Here is a 16005-nt window from a genome sequence, read left to right as displayed (position 1 = left end):
CCGCTGCGGAGAGATATGGTCTTGCTTGGGGTATATGGCTACAGCCTATTTGCTGCATTGGCTACAGGGCTAATCCTGGTCAGGTATCGCCGCGCGTGCAATTGCGCCCATCGGCCTTGGCCTGATAGAGGTAATGATCGGCCCGCGCGATCAGTTCGCGGCCGGTTTCCACGTCACGCAGGGCTGCGGAGCCTATGCTGATGGTCAGCTGGAAGAGTTCCGGATGAACGCTGAACCAGTCGTGGTGGCTGATCTTCAGGCGGATGCGCTCGGCGATATGGCGAGCGGTTTCGGCGGTGGCGCCGGGCAAGAGGATGACGAACTCCTCGCCGCCGTAGCGGGTGATGAACTCGTCGGCGCGGCAGCAGGCCTGCATGATCTCGGCGACCGTCTTGAGCACCGTATCGCCGACCAGGTGGGAGAAGCGGTCGTTGACCTGCTTGAAGTGGTCGATGTCCAGCATCAGCAGGCTGAAGGGGCGATGGGCCTGCTGTGCGAGATACAATTCGCGCTGCAGGCGTTCTTCCAGTGCGCGGCGGTTGTAGATGCCGGTGAGCGGGTCGGTTTCGGCCTCGATCTTCAGCGCCTGGATGTGTTCCTCATGCACCTGCAGGCGGGCCAGCAGCGAGTTGTTTTCCTCTTCGGACTGCGCGAGCGCCAGCGCGTTTTCCATGCGGCGCATGCGCCTGCGCGTGGTCGGGTCGATCTGGTGATCGCGCTGCGTGTCGATGAAGCCGAGCGTCAGCTCGGTATAGCGGCGGTGATGTTGCAGCGCGCTGACGTAATCGCTGCATTGCTTGCGAATGCTGTAGAGCAGCTCCTCGCACTGGATTTCGAAGAGTACGCAGCGGATTTGCCGGGCAATTTCCCTGGCCTGCAGCAAATGGCCCTCTGCCTGCTGCTCCTGTCCAAGCACGAAATGGATGCGGCCGATTTCCAGGTCGGCCAGCGCCGCGCTCCACTGGAAGTGATGCTCGGTGCTGATCGTGCGTGCATCGACGAGGCAGCGCAGCGCGTCATCCCAGTTGCCCATGCCGGCCAGCGCCTGGCCGCGGTAGGCCAGCAGCTCCGCGCGCCAGTGCAGCATGTTGCGGCTGCTGCCCAGCGAATCCTCGGCAATGGCCAGCGCCACAAAGGCACTGTTGAAATCGGCCAGGCGCAGATAATCGGCAGCAAGGCAGATGTGGATGGTGGTGCTCAGTGTCGAATCGCTCAGCGTGTAGCTGAGCTCCATCGAGCGCAGGTGCTGGGCCTTGGCTTCATCGTATTTCTCCAGTGCATAGAACACCTTGCCGATACCCAGATGGGAGCGGACAAGGCCATAGCGGCTGTTTTCATGCAGGGCGGCTTCGAAGCAGTCCAGCCATTGCTTCAGTGCCTCGTCGGTCAGGCCGCGCATCAGGTAAATGCCGGCGAGCTCGTCCTTGGCCTCGGCGATCAGCTGCCCAAAGCCGCGCAGCTTGGCGCGCCGCAGCGCGAATTCCAGCAGATGCTCGGCCTGCACGTAATCGCCGCAGCGGGCCATGGCAATGCCCTGCAGCAGCTGCAGCGCAATGCGCTCGAAGCGATCCTTGCGCGTGTGCAGCTGGGCCTCGGCCTCGTCGCGCGCGGCGGCCGGGTCGCGGTCAAGCTGGTCGTGCAGCTGGAAGAAGAAGCTCAGTTCGTGCAGCGAGCGGGTCGGGGTGCTCATGCCGCGCTCCCCTTGCCGTCAGCCGGCCAGCGCCAGGCGGGCGGCTGGAGAAGGATTTGCTGGGCGGGCTTGTCGAGTCCGTCGGCATCCAGCAGCGCGAGGCTGTGCACGATGCTGTCCGCGGTGTATTCGCGATGCAGGTGTGGCAGCCATTCCTGCAGACGCAGCAGGGCGGGGGCGGCCTCTCCCCGGTCAATGACCAGCAGCAATCCGCTGCCGTGCAGGCGCATGGCATGGCCGTGAAACTGGCGGGCAGCCTGCAGCAGCAGGCTGGCGCAGCGCTGCAGTACGCGATTGCCGCTGGCCTTGCCGTGCTGTTCGTTGAACAGCGTCAGGCCGTGCAGCCGCCAGTACAGCAGGGTTTGCGGCGTGTGGTTCTGCCTTTCCTGCAGGGTGGCCTCCAGCGTGGCGCGGGCGGGCAGGCCGGTGAGCGCGTCTTCGGGCAGATCGGCGCCATCGTGCTGGCTGGCGGCCTGGCGCAGCAGCGCCAGATCGTAGCGTGCCTTGAGCAGCTGCAGGCGCAGGTCGAGTTGGGCCTCGCGCGCCGGCGGAATCTGGCTGCGGCTTTGCTTGAGCTGGCGGCGGTGACTGACGGCAAAGCGGTGGTAGGCTTCATGTGCGGCCAGCGCCGCAGCATGATCGCCGGCGCGTTCGCGCACCTCGACCAGCTGCTTGCTGATCTGCTGCAGCAAAAAGCCCTGGTCAAAGCTGCTGGCGATGGCGATGGAGGTTTCCAGCGTGCTGCCGGCCTGTGCCAGTTTGCCCTGCGCCTCGTAGAGCCGTGCGAGCAGCATGCGGTTCTGTGTTTCGCCCCAGAGCAGCATGGCGTCCATATTGATTTTCAGCGAGGCTTGCAGCGCGGTTTCGGCTTCCGCGAGCCTGGCCTGTTCCAGATAGATGGCTGCCGCGTAATGCAGCGTTTCGGCGCGCCAGGCCGGGTCGGTATTTTCATCCTGTGACGCCTGTGCGACGGCCAGCACGTCCAGTGCCTCCTCGCTTTGCCCGGCCTGCACCAGATCGAACAGCAGATACAGCGCGGCTTTCAGGCGCAGCTGCAGGTCGCTGTGCTGGGTACCCAGATGGTAGGCATAGCGATGATACAACTGGGCCTTGGCCGGCTGCCGGTCGATGAGGTAGTAATGGCCGATGCCAAGATAGGCTTCAATATAGAGTTCGGGATTGCCGCTGGTGCCGGCTTCTTCGAGGCAAAGAATCCAGCCTTCAAGGGCCTTGCTGTAATTGCCCAGGGCATTGTGCAGCAGGGCCTGCAGGCTGAGGGCCTCGGCACGCAGCAGCGGCGCATCGTCGCTCAGGTTCAGCACCTTGCGCAGGTGTTGCAGGCCTTCGCTGTACTTGACCAGGCCCCAGGCGATCCGGGCGCGTTCCAGCTCGATGGCGGCTTCGAGCGCCGGGTCCGGATCTTCGCTAAGGAGCGCCGCAGCCTGGTCTACCAGCCTGACCGCCTTTTTGGCTGCACCGCCGCGTGTCGCGACCTTCGCTTTGTGCAGCAGTTGCAGGACGTTGTGGTCGGCGGGCATGCAGGGTGAATCCGGTTTGCTTTGTCTGTGAGTATAGAAGCACAAACGGGCCAGCAAAACCTGCTGGCCCGTTTGTGTTCAATTGCGTGCGCGCATTTGCTTAATTGGCGACACAATCCACGAAATAACGCTTGCCGCCCTGATGTTCCTCGACCACCAGGCCGTGCGTGTAGCTTTCAAAGCCGGGGAAGCGGCCGTTGAATTCGCGCACGAATTTCAGGTAATCGACGATGGTCTTGTTGAAGACTTCGCCCGGTACCAAGAGCGGAATGCCCGGCGGGTAGGGCGTCAGCATCACGGCGGTGACGCGGCCTTCCAGTTCGTCGAGCGGCACGCGCTCGATTTCCTTGTGTGCCATCTTGGCAAAGGCCTTGGACGGCTTCATCGCCGGCACCAGATCGGACAGGTACATTTCGGTCGTCAGCTTGGCGACGTTGTTGTCCTTGTAGATGCCGTGAATCTGCTGGCACAGCTCGCGCAGGCCAATGCGCTCGTACTGCGGGAACTGGGCGATGAATTCCGGCAGGATGCGCCACAGCGGCGCGTTCTTGTCGTAATCGTCCTTGAACTGCTGCAACGCGGTCACCATGGTGTTCCAGCGGCCCTTGGTGATGCCGATGGTGAACATGATGAAGAACGAGTACAGGCCGGTTTTCTCGATCACCACGCCGTGCTCGGCCAGATATTTCGCGACGATGGCCGCCGGAATGCCGGAATCGGCAAAGTTGCCGTCGACATTCAGCCCCGGCGTCAGGATCGTCGCCTTGATCGGATCGAGCAGGTTGAAACCTTCGGCGATATCGCCAAAGCCGTGCCAGTTCTCGCCAGCCTTCAGCATCCAGGCGTCGCGGTGATCCAGCCCCTCGTCGGTGAGGTCATCCGGACCCCAGACGCGGAACCACCAGTCCTGGCCGTATTCCTCGTCGACCTTGCGCATGGCGCGGCGGAATTCCAGTGCCTCGGCCAGTGATTCTTCCACCAGTGCGGTGCCGCCCGGCGCTTCCATCATTGCCGCCGCCACATCGCAGGACGCGATGATCGCGTATTGCGGGCTGGTGGAGGTGTGCATCAGGTAGGCTTCGTTGAAGATGTCGCGGTCGAGCTTGTTGTCGGTCGCATCCTGCACCAGGATCTGCGAGGCCTGCGAAATGCCGGCGAGCAACTTGTGCGTGGATTGCGTCGAGAAAATCATCGAATCCTTGCAGCGCGGGCGATCTTCGCCAATGGCGTGGTAGTCGCCATAAAAATCGTGGAAAGCGGCATGCGGCAGCCAGGCTTCGTCGAAATGCAGTGTTTCGATCACGCCATCGAGCAGACCCTTGATTTCCTCGACGTTGTACAGAATGCCGTCGTAGGTCGACTGCGTGATGGTCAGCACGCGCGGCTTGATGTCGGGATTTTCCGCCAGCTTTTCGCGGCAGAAGGGGTTGGCCAGCATTTTCTTGCGGATCGCTTCCGGCTCGAACTCGCTGCGCGGAATCGGGCCGATGATGCCGTAATGGTTGCGCGTGGGCATCAGGAAGATCGGCACCGCGCCGGTCATCATGATCGCGTGCAGGATGGATTTGTGGCAGTTGCGGTCCACCACCACGATGTCGCCCGGCGCGACGGTCGAATTCCACACGATCTTGTTGGAGGTCGACGTGCCGTTGGTGACAAAGAACAGGTGATCGGCATTGAAAATGCGCGCGGCATTGCGCTCGGAGGCCGCGACCGGGCCGGTGTGGTCGAGCAGCTGGCCGAGTTCGTCCACCGCATTGCACACGTCGGCGCGCAGCATGTTTTCGCCGAAGAACTGGTGAAACATCTGGCCAACCGGAGATTTCAGGAAGGCCACGCCGCCGGAGTGACCCGGGCAGTGCCACGAATACGAGCCGTCCTGCGCGTAATGCGTCAGCGCGCGGAAGAAGGGCGGCGCCAGCCCGTCGAGGTAGGATTTCGCCTCGCGGATGATGTGGCGTGCGACGAATTCGGGGGTGTCTTCGTGCATGTGAATGAAGCCGTGCAGCTCGCGCAATACATCATTGGGGATGTGGCGCGCGGTGCGGGTTTCACCATACAGGTAGATCGGGATGTCCGGGTTGCGGCGACGGATTTCCTCGACGAAATGGCGCAGGTGGGCCAGCGCGTCGCGGGTTTCGTCGGGCGAGCCGCCACCGAATTCCTCGTCGTCGATCGACAGGATGAAGCCGGCGGCGCGGCTTTGCTGCTGGGCAAACGAGGTCAGGTCGCCATAGCTGGTATAACCGACGACATCCATGCCCTCGGCCTCGATGGCCGCAGCCAGCTCGCGGATGCCGGAGCCGCTGGTGTTTTCAGAGCGGAAATCTTCGTCGATGATGACGAGGGGGAAGTAAAAACGCATTGGCGTGTCCTTTCCAGACATGTTGGGGTGGAAAGGGAGCGCGGTACCTCTGGCAACCTGCAAGCGCAGGCTGTTACCGGCCTTGGACGTCCCGAAAAACGCGCTATGTTAGCGGGTTTTTGCGGCAAGAGTGTGACGATTGTTGCACTTTGCCAGCCAGTAGGGCTCAGGATGAATTGGCGACTTCCCAGAAGTAGGGTCCCAGGGACGGCTGGTTGCCTTCACCCGCGATGTGCGCAAGGCGACAGCGCCAGATTTGGCCTTGATAACTGACCAGAGCGCCTGCCGTGTAGCTGGCTCCAGCTACCCATGCCGCAACCGATGGCGGCGGAACCGGCGTAGCCATGGTTGCGGAAATCTTGTTCTTCACCAAGGCGGTCAGTGCGACATACTGAACCTTGTCCCTACTGTCCTTCCAGCAGACCGTGACTTGCACTTGTCGCGTGCTCAATGGTGCCGGTACCGGCGTGGTGGTCGAGGTCGGGTTGGTCAGTGTGGTCAGTGTCCAGCTGCGCCGGAAGCCATCCGTTATGTCGCAAGTGGCCGCTCCATCGCTGCCAGAGCTATCGGCGGCGCTGGTAAAGCCGCCAGAGCGGAATTCGTCGATTTTCTGCTGTGCCAGATTCAGTGCCTGAGAACTTCTGGAGCTGTGCGCTACGTCCCGATACAGCGTTCCGGTAAAACGGGACAGAATCATCAGGCCCACGGCCAGAATGGCAACAGCGACCATGACTTCGATCAGGGAGATGCCGAGCTGGTTTGAGCGACTTGCTGGCATTTCAGAAGTCCCTCCAGCTTTGCTCTACTGCTTTCGGTGAAGAGTACTCTGCCTGACCATTGATGACGTTGTCGTCTGCGTTGACGCGCAGCGAGGCATTGGCGGCAAGGCTGCCTTCAAAGGCCATGGCGCCGGTGATGTTCAATGCTCCGGCGGTCGCCTGTACATTGGTTGAGCCGCGAACATACAAAAGTCCCCACATTGTCATGACACCATTGAAGTCAAAGTTGCCATTCACGATCACTGTCACGCTATTGCTCTTGCAGCTGCTGACGTCGCTGCAGTAACCCAGGTTGCCAATATTGGTTCCCCAAGGCAGGGTCAGATTGCCGCTGATCCAGAGCGTTTGCTTGCCCGCTGCCTTTGCGGCATTGATTGCGCTCTCAAATGCCGCCTGTGTGCTCACATCTCCGGTGATGACGTGGGAAGCATCTTTGACCGTCGCTGGGGTGGCATTAAAGAACGATTCAAAGAATGCATCCCCACTCTTGGTGCTCGGGCTGCGCTCTGCGCTTGGCAATCCAGGTTCTGCCGGGCAGCTGCCAAGATGGTTGCAGGTGTCGATGTCATAATTTGGGGGGGCGCGATTGCCGCTGTTGCCGCCACCATCGTTGATATTGCCTCCGACGTGTGCGCCACAGCTGCGCGTATCACTGGTGTAGCCATGGATGCTGGAATTATTAGCGATCGCGACATTGCCATTGATGTCCAGTGCGCAGCGCGGGTTGGCTTTACCTCCCAGGGCAAAATCCTGAACGATAACTGCGGTCGCTTGCGAGCAGTCTGCGCTGTCGCTGCAGCCGCGACTGACCAGACGAAACTGCCTGGGGGAGGTGATGGGAGAGTCAATCAGATACACACTGAATGACTGATGGGAGCTGCCCGTCGTTCCACTCGGAATCAGGGCCGCGGCCAAGGTCGCCGTGTGCATCGGGTCTTTGCCGGTTAGCGGGGAAAAATCGGAAATACTGCCATTGCCATTCCTGCGGCTGGTGTAGTCATACGCGGATTTGATTCGCCAGGAGCCGCTGCTGTTATCAAAGTACTTTTTGTAATTGATGGCGCTATTTCCGTCTTGCAGCAGGGCAAATGCCTGCTCCAGCCCACTCTGAGCCGCTTCATGTGCCAGTGCTTTCTTGATCTGGTTCACCGTCGTTTTCTGTTCAATGAAGACGGCGCGGTTGGAATACAGGGTGATAAACGCCAGCACAATCAGCATCACCACCGCAACCAGCAGTGTCGCCAGTCCCTTTTGTGCGCGCATGGAAATGATCTTGTTGCGGCGGCGAGCAGAATGAATCATGGCAGTGGCGTGATGGCGGGCAGGTTGGGAAGCGTAATGTTCTGGCTCAGGCTGAAGTTCACTGCGCTGTCGCGCGGGGAGCGAGCGCTCATTGCCATTCGCAATTGTGGTGGTGTCGATGAGATTGCGATAAGTGAAAGCCCGGTGATCTGAGCTGTTGATTCACTGCTTATCGGCAGCCAGTTGTTGCTGTCCGCAGAGGCATCATTCGGGCAGGCGGCACTCGTGCTGTCTGGTTTCTTCATATAAAGCCGATTGCCATGCCAGACGAAGCCGCCATGCCGGACGGTCGTCGTGCTGTCGGGGTCGTAGTAAGCGTAGATGAGGCAATTTGCACTCGGCAGTGTGGAACTGGTCTTGCCAATGTAAAGGGGGGTGGCATTTACGCCCGCAGCATTGGCCGGCCGATATGCGGCCCTGCGGATATCACGCTGCATCAGCTCCGCGGCCAGTCGAACCTCCTGCTGAAGCCGGCTCTGCGCAACGAGCGCACTGCTGGTCCGCAGCGTGCTCAGAAAATACGAATAAGCCGCGCCGATGACCAGCATGCCGATGGCCAGTGCCACCAGGATCTCGATCAGGGTGAAGCCATGATTAATGATGGGTATATGCTTGTGGCCCTTTCTGTAATTAGCACGCATCTGGATACCCTGATAGACGCTTGGCGCCGTCTTCTGCTTTCGAGTAGATGCACACGCTGCCCAGCACCGACATCCTGACGGTGGCGCGCAGGCTGTCGCGGCCGGTGACGGCAATCAGCTGGTCGCCGGGCAGGATGCTGCTGCCCTCGACAGGCAGGCCGCGCGCCGCGTCAAAGCTGATGTCGTCGTCAAAGGCGATGGTGTTGCTGCCATTGCCGGGTTTGCTCAGCGTGATGCCATGCGGGAAATTGCCGGCCTGACGCAGCTCGCAGCTGCCCGCCGTGCTGCAGTTGCAGGCGCTGTTGGCGGTGGTCAGTCCGTAGCAGCCGCTATCCACCGTCAGGCGCACCGTTTTGTTCAAGCGGGTGGCTTCACTGCGCGCGAACACCAGGTCCTGGGCCAGGTTGTCAGCGACGCCCTTGACGTGGGTGCGCGCGATGTAGTCGTTCAGATTGGGTACGGCAATGACGAGCACGATGCCGAGAATGGCGATGGTGACCATCATCTCGATCAGCGTGAACGCGGCTTGACGCAAGGGGCGGGGCATTGTCAGGACCATGCCGTATGGTCTGTCAGAATGGCGAGGCTGACAACGCAGATATTCCCGGCGGCAGCTTCGGGCGTATGGGCGGTTGCCGCTCCAGCAAGGACGCTACAGTCGCTGATGCGCCGCGCGGCGCAGACGGTCGTTCACCGCCAGCCAGGCCGGGGTTTGCGGCGGGCTTTCCAATAGCAGCGCGGCAAAGCCCTTGCGGTCGTAATGGCGCAGCGTGGCGTAGATGTCACGGGCAAACTGTTCCGGATCGTCGGGCAGCACGGCGGCGCTCACGCCTTGCGGCGCCGTGCCGGCAAAGGACAGCAGCAGCACTTTCTGGCCAGCTTCCACGCGTTCACCGGCTTCGGCGCGCAGTACATCGAGCGCACCAGTCAGCAGCGGTGTGCGCGGCGAGTAGTGGCTGTCGAGCAGGCCGGAGGCGCGTATCTTGGCGGAGCTGGCGGATTGATGGTGCTCCAGCTCAATACCCAGCAGTGTTTCGATGGCCTCGCGCGGCACGCCGCCGGGGCGCAGCAGCTTGGGGGCGCCAATCAGGCTGACAATGGTCGATTCCACGCCGACTTCGCACGGCCCGCCGTCCAGCACCAGTTGCAGCGTGGCGGTATCGAATTCATCGCGCACGTGTTGCGCGGTGGTCGGGCTGACGTGGCCGAACTGGTTGGCGCTGGGCGCGGCCAATCCGCCACGGAACTGTTTTAAAAGTTCGTGCGTCAGCGGGTGCGCCGGCGCGCGCACGCCAACCGAATCCTGCCCGCCGGTCACCGCCAGCGGGGTGGAGGCTTTGCGCGGCAGGATCAGCGTCAGCGGGCCAGGCCAGAACGCTTCCGCCAGTTGCCACGCCGCAGCGGGAATGTCGGTTGCCCAGTCGGCCAGTTGCTCCTTGCCGGCGATGTGCACGATCACCGGATGATCGGCCGGGCGCCCCTTGGCGGCAAAGATTTTGGCAATGGCTTCCGGGTTACCCGCGTCCGCAGCCAGCCCGTACACCGTCTCGGTCGGAATGCCGACGAGCTCGCCCGCGCGCAACAGCGCGAGAGCCTGGTCGAGTGAAGTGCTGGATGTGGACATGGCTGAATCCAAAAGAAAAGGGTATTGCTCTGCAGCCAAACAAGTGTAAAGGCTGCAGGGCAATACCCGTGTTGTTACTTGACCCGCATGCCCGGCTTGGCGCCGGAATCGGGGTTGAGGATGTAGAGGCCACCATCACCGCCAGCGGCCAGCACCATGCCTTCGGACATGCCGAACTTCATCTTGCGCGGCGCCAGATTCGCGACCATCACGGTGAGCCGCCCCTGCAGGTCTTCCGGCTTGTAGGCCGATTTGATGCCGGCAAAAACGTGACGGGTTTCCGTGCCGATATCCAGCGTCAGCGACACCAGCTTGTCGGCACCTTCGACGGCCTTGGCCTCGACAATGCGCGCGACGCGCAGGTCGATCTTCATGAAGTCGTCGATGCTGATGGTCTCCGCAATCGGCGGCACCTCGTAATCGAGCTTCGGTGCCTCAACGACCGGCGCAAGGCTTTGCTTGTTTTCTTCAACCATGGCTTCGATCTGCTTGGGGTCGATGCGTGTCATCAGGTGATTGTACGGATTGATGCAGTGCGCCAGCAGCAGGCTTTGCGCGTCGGCCCATAGCAGCGGCGAGACATTCAGGAAGGCTTCCACGTCCTGTGCCAGCTTGGGCAGCACCGGCTTCAGATAAATGGTGAGGATGCGGAAGGCATTGATCAGGATCGAGCACACGCGTTGCAGCTCGGCGTCGCGGCCTTCCTGTTTGGCCATTTCCCAGGGCTTGTTGGCGTCGACGAACTGGTTTACCTCGTCGGTCAGCGCCATGATTTCGCGGATGGCCTGGCCATACAGGCGTGCGTCGAACAGACCAGCGATGCGCTCGGCTTCACCCGCGAGCTTGGTCAGCAGCGGCACGTCACCCAGTTCACGGGCCAGCTCGCCGCCAAAGCGCTTGGCGACGAAACCCGCGGCGCGGCTGGCGATATTGACGTACTTGCCGATCAGGTCCGAATTCACGCGTGCGCTGAAGTCTTCCAGATTCAGGTCGATGTCCTCCACCGTGTTGGACAGCTTGGCCGCGAAGTAATAGCGCAGCCATTCCGGATTCAGGTGGCGCAGATAGGACTCGGCGGTGATGAAGGTGCCGCGCGACTTGCTCATCTTCGCGCCGTCGACGGTCAGGAAGCCGTGCGCGTTGATTGCCGTCGGGGTGCGGTAGCCGGAGAACTCCAGCATCGCCGGCCAGAACAGCGCGTGGAAATACAGGATGTCCTTGCCGATGAAGTGGTAGAGCTCGGCGTCGCTGTCCTTGTTCCAGTAGCTGTCGAAATCGATGCCAAGGCGGTCGCACAGGTTCTTGTGGCTGGCCATGTAGCCGACCGGCGCATCGAGCCAGACGTAGAAATACTTGCCCGGTGCATCGGGGATTTCAAAGCCGAAGTAGGGCGCGTCGCGCGAGATGTCCCAGTCGCTCAAGCCGGCCTCGAACCATTCCTGCATCTTGTTCGATGCTTCCGCTTGCAGCTTGCCCTCTGTCGTCGTCCAGTTTTTCAGGAAGTCTTCGCAATCGCCGAGTTTGAAGAAGAAGTGCTCGGAGTCGCGCAATTCGGGCGTTGCGCCGGAAACGGCCGAGTAGGGGTTCTTCAGGTCGGTCGGCGCGTAGGTCGTTCCACAGACTTCGCAGTTGTCGCCGTACTGATCCTTGGCCGCGCACTTCGGGCATTCGCCCTTCACGAAGCGGTCCGGCAGGAACATGTTCTTCACCGGGTCGTACAGCTGGGAGATGGTGCGGCTGACGATCTTGCCGTTGGCTTTCAGCTTGCCGTAGATGTCGTAGGCGAACTGGCGGTTTTCTTCGCTGTTGGTGCTGTAGTAATTGTCAAAGGCGACATGAAAGCCGGTGAAGTCGCGCAAATGCTCGCCATGTACGCGCTCGATCAGTGCCTCGGGCGTGATGCCTTCCTTTTCCGCGCGCAGCATGATGGGTGTGCCGTGCGTGTCGTCGGCGCACACGTAGTGACAGGTGTGGCCGCGCAGCTTCTGGAAGCGCACCCAGATGTCGGTCTGGATGTACTCGACCAGGTGACCGAGGTGGATCGCGCCGTTGGCATACGGCAGGGCAGAGGTGACGAGGATTTTGCGGGACATGGGCAAGGCCGGAAGGCGGGGAATGACAATCGGGCGATTATACCGCAGAGTGCTGGCGCCAGCCGATGCCGGCGGGGGCAGCCCTGTCGCGCTATAGTGCAGGCAAATCTGTTACTGGAGCACTTGAGTCGGCCATGCCACGGTTCCAACGTTTGCTGCAGCACAGCCGCCTGATCGCCCTGGCGCTGGCCGTGCTGGGCTTTTCCGTCAGCGTCTTTGTCTGGCATTACACGCGGGCCGCCGACGAGCGCGAGGCACAGCAGCGCTTCGTGCGCCTGAGCGAGCCGCTGAAGTTGTCCTTGCAGCAGCATGTGCAGAGCTATGCCTATGGATTGCAGTGGGTGCGCGGCATCATCCAGGTCAGTCACGGCAGCATCCAGCCGGCGCAGTTCCGGCGCTATATCGAGGCCCAGCACTTGCAGCAGGATTATCCCGGAGCGCTGGGTTTCGGCTTCGTGCGCTGGGTGCACCCGGAAAAGCGCGAGGCCTATGAGGCCGAACAGCGCAAGGGACGGAGCAATTTCCAGGTGCATGCCCTGTCGGAGCATCGCGGTCCGGCCTATGTCATCGAAATCATCGAGCCGCTGGAGGGCAATCAGGCCGCCGTCGGGCTTGATCTTGCCAGTGAAACCCAGCGCCGGATGGCGGCCGAGCATGCCGCGCGCACCGGCGGCCTGGGCATGACGGCGCCCATCCACCTGCTGCAGGGGCGCACGGCCAGCGAGTGGGGGCTGCTTTTTCTGCTGCCCTGCTATCTGAGCACGCTGCCTGCCTCGACCGAGGCAGAGCGGCAGGAGGCACTGTTTGGCTGGGTTTATACACCCGTGCGGGTCAACAGCCTGACCCGCGACATTGAAGCACTGGCCGCCGGGCAATTCGATGTGGAGCTGCGCCATGGCGCACAGCCGGTGTATTCCCTGCTTGCCGGCGGGTTCGCCGGGACCGATCCGGAAGCGCCCCCGCGTTTTCTGCGCGAGGAGCTGCTGCAGATCGGTGGCCAGACGCTGAGCCTGCAGATCCGCGGCCGGCCCGCCTTCGAGGCGGCGAACCGCAATGGCCTGCCCGGGCTGTTCCTGCTGGGCGGCATCCTGCTGACGGTGCTGTCGTGCATGCTGGTGCTGGTGCTCGGGCGCAACCGCGAGACGGCCCTGATGCTCGCGGCCAGAATGAGCCGCACGGCCAGTGACCGCGAGGCGCAACTGGCCGCCATTCTTGACAGCACCAGCGAAGCCATCGTGACGGCCGACAGTGCGGGCCGCATCGTGACCTTCAACCAGGCTGCCGAGAAAATCTTCGGCTTTGCGCAGGGCGAAATCCTCGGCCAGCCCCTTGCCGGGCTGATGGGCCCGGCAAGGCCGGGGCCGGGGGAGGGGGGGCAGGAGCAGGAGCTGGCCATGCAGGGCCGGCATGCCAATGGCCGCTTGTTTCCGCTGACCGTGGCGCTGAGCCGTTTCGAACTGGCGGGCGAGCATTACGCCGTGGCGCTGGCGCGCGACGTGTCACGCGAAGAGGCCGCAGCCGCCGAGCGGCGCTCGCTGCTCGAACGTGTGCAGTCCAGCCAGGCTTACCTGCGCAGCGTGCTGGATGCGGCGACCGAGTTTTCCATCATTGCCACTGATGTGCACGGCACGATCAAGGTATTCAGCCGTGGTGCGGAGCTGATGCTGGGCTATTGCTCCGGGGAAATGATCGACCAGCAATCGCCGGCCTTGCTGCATGAGCCCGCCGAAGTGGCGCGCATGGCCGAGCGGCTGGTGCGCGAGTCGGGCATAGTCGCCAGCGGTTTCGATGTGTTTGTCGCGCGTGCGCGGCAAGGCGCGCCGGACGCCAACGACTGGACGTATATCCGCAAGGATGGCAGCCGGCTGACGGTGAGGCTGGTGGTCACCGCCGTCAGCGACGGGGGCGGCGAAATCGTCGGCTACCTCGGCATCGCCACCGACATCACCCGTCAGCGCGAAATCGAGCAAACGCTCGCGCAGGCCAAGACCCAGGCCGAGGCGGCCAGTCAGGCCAAGACGGACTTTCTGGCAAACATGAGCCACGAAATCCGCACGCCGCTCAATGCCGTGCTCGGTTTTTCTGCGCTGCTGCGTGATACGGAGCTCGATGGCGTGCAGCAGGATTATCTGTCCGCCATCGAAACAGCGGGCGAGGCGCTGCTGGGGCTGATCAGCGACGTGCTGGATTTTTCCAAGATCGAGGCCGGGAAGCTGGAGCTGGAACACATCGCCTTCGACTTGCGCAACACCTGCGAGGACACGCTGAACATGCTGGCCGAAAAAGCCGCGCACAAGGGCCTGGAGCTGGCCTGTCTGCTGGATCCGCTGGTGCCGCGTCGCCTTTGGGGCGATCCGGGGCGCCTGCGCCAGATTCTGCTCAATCTGCAAAGCAATGCCATCAAGTTCACCGCCAGCGGCGCGGTGGTGACACGCATTACCCTGCTGGACCACCAGGCCGGCATGGTTCAGCTGCGCATTACCGTGAGCGATACCGGTATTGGCATGGATGCGGCCACCCGCGCGGCGCTCTTTCAGCCGTTCACCCAGGCCGATGCTTCGACGACGCGCCGCTTTGGCGGCACCGGCCTTGGCCTGTCGATCTGCAAGCGCCTTGTCGAAGCCATGGGCGGACAGATCGGCGTTGAGTCCGAGCCCGGCAGCGGTTCGACCTTCTGGTTTGAAGTGACGCTGGCCGAAGCGCCGGCGGAGCAGGGTATGCCGCCACCGCCCGATCTGCGCGGGCTGCATGCGCTGATACTGGATGATGTATCCGCCAACCGCTATCTGCTGGAACAGCAATTGCAGCTGCTGGGTGTTAGCTGCGAAAGCTTTGACGCTCCCGACGCGGCGCTGCAGCGGCTGATCCAGGATGATGCCGGCTTTGCCTTTGCCCTGGTCGACATGAGCATGCCGGACATGGACGGCCTGGAATTTGCCCGCCGCCTGCATGCCGGCGCCAGCAGCGCGCCGCCCTTGATCATGCTGACCTCGCTGGCGCTGCCCGGCGCCGGCCAGGAGGCGCGGGAGGCCGGCTTCGCCGCCTATCTCAGCAAACCCATCCGGCAGAGTCAGCTGGAATACGTGATCGCCGAAACGCTGCGGCTGGCCGCTGGCGGGCTGGGTAGCCAGGTGCTGGTGACCCAGCACCGGCAAGCCGAGCAGCAGGCCGCCGGCAAGCCGCAGGTGTTGCTAGTGGAAGACAACGACGTCAACCAGAAACTTGCCGCCATCATGCTCGATAAGCTCGGTTGCCGGGTCGATGTGGCGGCCAATGGCCTTGAGGCGATTGCCGCGCTGGGCGAGCGGGCCTATGACCTGGTGCTGATGGATTGCCAGATGCCGGTGATGGACGGTTATACTGCCTGCACCCATATCCGCACCCTGCCCGGGGCAGCCGCCCGCGTGCCCATCGTGGCGCTGACGGCCAATGCCTTCCATACCGATATCGAACGCTGCCGCAAGGTGGGCATGGATGATTTCATCGCCAAGCCGGTCAGCAGGCAGGCCCTCTACAAGATCCTGCAGGAATGGGTGCCGCAACTGGCCGGCAGCCTGCCGGTGGCGGGCGCGGCGGAAACCGAACAATCCGAGGGGAGTGCAAGCGCGATGAGCACGATTGATCTGACGGCGGAGCTGGCCTCCATCGAAGCCATGTTTGACGCCTTGCGCGAGCAGGTGGGGCTGGACATGCGCGATGAGCTGGTGGCGCTGTTCCTGCCCACCGTCAGCGAGTGCATCGCCGCGATACGCCAGGCCCTGCAGCAGCAGGATGCCGCGACGATGGCCAGTTTTGCCCACAAGCTCAAGGGCGCTTCCTCGCAGCTGGGCGCCGGGCAGCTGGCAGCGCAGGCCAAAATCATCGAGCACGCTGCCCGCGACGGGCAACTGGCCACACTGGGCGACGAGGTCAGCCGGCTCGAGCAGCTGGCCGCCGCGCTGGTCGGCGCACTTGCTCCCGCCGCCTGATCCCG

At 62.5% G+C, this 16005-nt stretch carries 10 protein-coding genes; 1 reads left to right on the top strand and 9 read right to left on the bottom strand.

The features are described 5' to 3' along the window. Positions 1–79: 79 nt before the first annotated feature. The 9 genes from C515_RS22545 to metG all read right to left on the bottom strand — a co-directional run bounded on the left by C515_RS22545 (position 80) and on the right by metG (position 12032). Entirely contained in the window at positions 80–1690 is a 1611-nt protein-coding gene (locus C515_RS22545; protein WP_051304843.1) for a GGDEF domain-containing protein, read from the bottom strand. Next, positions 1687–3228 carry a diguanylate cyclase domain-containing protein gene (locus C515_RS0110420; protein ID WP_028455486.1) on the bottom strand — a complete coding sequence of 514 codons (1542 nt, stop codon included), beginning with the start codon at positions 3226–3228 and terminating at the stop codon, positions 1687–1689. The genes C515_RS22545 and C515_RS0110420 overlap by 4 nt, the downstream gene beginning before the upstream one ends. A gap of 100 nt (positions 3229–3328) precedes the next feature. After that, positions 3329–5593, bottom strand: a complete 2265-nt coding sequence (locus C515_RS0110415) for an arginine/lysine/ornithine decarboxylase (protein ID WP_028455485.1) — start codon at positions 5591–5593, stop codon at positions 3329–3331. A gap of 166 nt (positions 5594–5759) precedes the next feature. Next, on the bottom strand, positions 5760–6371 hold the full coding sequence (locus tag C515_RS0110410) for a carbohydrate-binding protein (RefSeq protein ID WP_028455484.1): 612 nt from the start codon (positions 6369–6371) through the stop codon (positions 5760–5762). Between the two features lies 1 nt (position 6372). Continuing rightward, positions 6373–7674, bottom strand: coding sequence for a pilus assembly PilX family protein (locus C515_RS0110405; protein WP_028455483.1), 1302 nt, complete (start codon positions 7672–7674; stop codon positions 6373–6375). Beyond that, positions 7671–8315 carry a PilW family protein gene (locus tag C515_RS0110400; protein WP_028455482.1) on the bottom strand — a complete coding sequence of 215 codons (645 nt, stop codon included), beginning with the start codon at positions 8313–8315 and terminating at the stop codon, positions 7671–7673. Before C515_RS0110400 ends, C515_RS0110405 begins: the two co-directional genes overlap by 4 nt. Beyond that, positions 8305–8862 (bottom strand): GspH/FimT family pseudopilin, encoded by a 558-nt coding sequence (locus C515_RS22540; protein ID WP_051304842.1) that lies wholly within the window; start codon positions 8860–8862, stop codon positions 8305–8307. Before C515_RS22540 ends, C515_RS0110400 begins: the two co-directional genes overlap by 11 nt. 105 nt (positions 8863–8967) lie before the next feature. Continuing rightward, a complete protein-coding gene (locus tag C515_RS0110390; protein WP_043649096.1) occupies positions 8968–9939 on the bottom strand; it encodes an L-threonylcarbamoyladenylate synthase in 972 nt (323 codons plus the stop codon). 74 nt (positions 9940–10013) lie between these two features. Beyond that, the gene (gene metG / locus C515_RS0110385) at positions 10014–12032 is read right to left on the bottom strand and encodes a methionine--tRNA ligase (RefSeq protein ID WP_028455480.1); all 2019 of its coding nucleotides are present in this window, start codon (positions 12030–12032) and stop codon (positions 10014–10016) included. A gap of 134 nt (positions 12033–12166) precedes the next feature. On the opposite strand from metG, the gene C515_RS0110380 reads away from it, so the two are divergent. Further along, complete coding sequence (locus C515_RS0110380) at positions 12167–16000, top strand: CHASE domain-containing hybrid sensor histidine kinase/response regulator (RefSeq protein ID WP_158380809.1); 3834 nt, start codon at positions 12167–12169, stop codon at positions 15998–16000. Positions 16001–16005: the final 5 nt, after the last annotated feature.

This window comes from Chitinilyticum litopenaei DSM 21440 (genome assembly GCF_000428145.1).
Taxonomy (GTDB): Bacteria; Pseudomonadota; Gammaproteobacteria; order Burkholderiales; family Chitinibacteraceae; genus Chitinilyticum; species Chitinilyticum litopenaei.
Note: the sequence above shows the minus strand (reverse complement) of the source record. Positions and strands in the feature narration are given on the sequence as shown.

Excerpts from the sequence above, each read along its gene's own strand:
- C515_RS22545 (WP_051304843.1), bottom strand. The coding sequence starts at position 1,690 with ATGAGCACCCCGACCCGCTCGCTGCACGAACTGAGCTTCTTCTTCCAG.
- C515_RS0110420 (WP_028455486.1), bottom strand. The coding sequence starts at position 3,228 with ATGCCCGCCGACCACAACGTCCTGCAACTGCTGCACAAAGCGAAGGTC.
- C515_RS0110415 (WP_028455485.1), bottom strand. The coding sequence starts at position 5,593 with ATGCGTTTTTACTTCCCCCTCGTCATCATCGACGAAGATTTCCGCTCT.
- C515_RS0110410 (WP_028455484.1), bottom strand. The coding sequence starts at position 6,371 with ATGCCAGCAAGTCGCTCAAACCAGCTCGGCATCTCCCTGATCGAAGTC.
- C515_RS0110405 (WP_028455483.1), bottom strand. The coding sequence starts at position 7,674 with ATGATTCATTCTGCTCGCCGCCGCAACAAGATCATTTCCATGCGCGCA.
- C515_RS0110400 (WP_028455482.1), bottom strand. The coding sequence starts at position 8,315 with ATGCGTGCTAATTACAGAAAGGGCCACAAGCATATACCCATCATTAAT.
- C515_RS22540 (WP_051304842.1), bottom strand. The coding sequence starts at position 8,862 with ATGCCCCGCCCCTTGCGTCAAGCCGCGTTCACGCTGATCGAGATGATG.
- C515_RS0110390 (WP_043649096.1), bottom strand. The coding sequence starts at position 9,939 with ATGTCCACATCCAGCACTTCACTCGACCAGGCTCTCGCGCTGTTGCGC.
- metG (WP_028455480.1), bottom strand. The coding sequence starts at position 12,032 with ATGTCCCGCAAAATCCTCGTCACCTCTGCCCTGCCGTATGCCAACGGC.
- C515_RS0110380 (WP_158380809.1), top strand. The coding sequence starts at position 12,167 with ATGCCACGGTTCCAACGTTTGCTGCAGCACAGCCGCCTGATCGCCCTG.